Raw genomic sequence first — 1,492 nt, forward strand, 5'->3', positions numbered from 1 at the left:
CCGGGGGGGGGGGGGGGGGGCGCACACCCCCCCCCCCCCGCCGAGCGGCCCCCCCGGCCCCCCCGCACGCCCGTCCGGCGGCACCCGGGGCTCCGGGCCCGGCGGTCCGTCAGCCGGGCGCCCGGGCAGCCGGTCGGGCGGCCCGGCGGGTGACCCGGCGGGCGGGCGATCAGCAGTCTGACCAGTCCGACAACACTCCCAGTTCCGGTGACCGTCGTACCCTTGGTAGGTGACCGACGCCGTAGCAGCCATCCCAGAAGAAGCAGCCCCGGTCCCGCTCCTCGAACCGAAGGAGGGGATCCCGCCCGTCGTGGCGGACGAGCAGGCGCTGGCCGCCGTCGTCGCCGCCTTCGCCGCGGGCACCGGACCTGTCGCCGTCGACGCCGAGCGCGCCTCCGGCTACCGCTACGGGCAACGGGCGTACCTCATCCAGCTGCGCCGCGCGGGCGCCGGCTCCGCGCTGATCGACCCGATCGCCTGCCCCGACCTGAGCGGACTGGGCGCCGCCATCGCGGACGCCGAGTGGGTGGTGCACGCCGCCACCCAGGACCTCCCCTGCCTCGCCGAGGTGGGCATGAGACCGGCCCGGCTGTTCGACACCGAGCTGGCCGGGCGGATCGCCGGCTTCGCCCGGGTCGGCCTGGGGCCGATGACCGAGAACGTGCTCGGGCTGAGCCTGGCCAAGGAGCACTCGGCGGTCGACTGGTCCACCCGCCCGCTGCCCGAGCCGTGGCTGCGCTACGCCGCTCTGGACGTCGAGGTGCTGGTCGAGCTGCGCGACGCACTCGAACAGGAGCTGGACGCCCAGGGCAAGCTGGACTGGGCCCTGGAGGAGTTCGCCGCGATCGCGGCCGCGCCCCGCCCCGCCCCGCGCACCGACCCGTGGCGGCGCACCTCGCAGCTGCACAAGGTCCGCCGGCGCCGCCAGCTGGCCGTGGTGCGCGAGCTGTGGCTGACCCGCGACCGGATGGCCCAGGAGCGCGACGTCTCCCCGGGCCGGGTGCTCTCGGACGCCGCGATCGTCAACGCCGCGCTGGCCATGCCGCTGAACATCGCCGCGCTGCAGGCCGTCCAGGGCTTCGGCCCGCGGCTGCACCGGCGCCAGCTGGACCAGTGGCTGGCGGCCGTGCAGCGCGGCCGGGAGGTCCCGGAGAACCAGCTGCCGCCGGCCGCCGCCCCGCACGACGGGCCGCCGCCGCCGCGGGCCTGGGCGGAGAAGGACCCGGTCGCGGCCGCCCGGCTCTCCGGTGCCCGCGCCGCGGTCAGCGAGCTGGCCGAGCGCCACCACCTGCCCGCCGAGAACCTGATCACCCCGGACCTGGTGCGCCGGGTCTCCTGGGAGCCGCCGGCCGACCTGAGCGGCGACGGCGTGGCCGCCGTGCTGCGCCGGCTCGGCGCCCGGCAGTGGCAGGTCGACCTGGTGGCGCCGGTGGTCGCCGCCGCCTTCGCCACCGCCGCCACCGCCGGCACCGCCGAGGCCTGATCCGGCCGG

1 protein-coding gene is annotated in these 1,492 nt (G+C 78.1%); it reads left to right on the forward strand.

Annotated features, from left to right (window positions below):
- The first annotated feature begins 229 nt into the window (after positions 1–229).
- A complete protein-coding gene (locus ACFWXO_RS14740; protein ID WP_375888286.1) occupies positions 230–1,483 on the forward strand; it encodes an HRDC domain-containing protein in 1,254 nt (417 codons plus the stop codon).
- The last annotated feature ends 9 nt before the right edge of the window (positions 1,484–1,492 follow it).

This window comes from Kitasatospora sp. NPDC059088, assembly GCF_042738155.1.
Taxonomy (GTDB): Bacteria; Actinomycetota; Actinomycetes; order Streptomycetales; family Streptomycetaceae; genus Kitasatospora.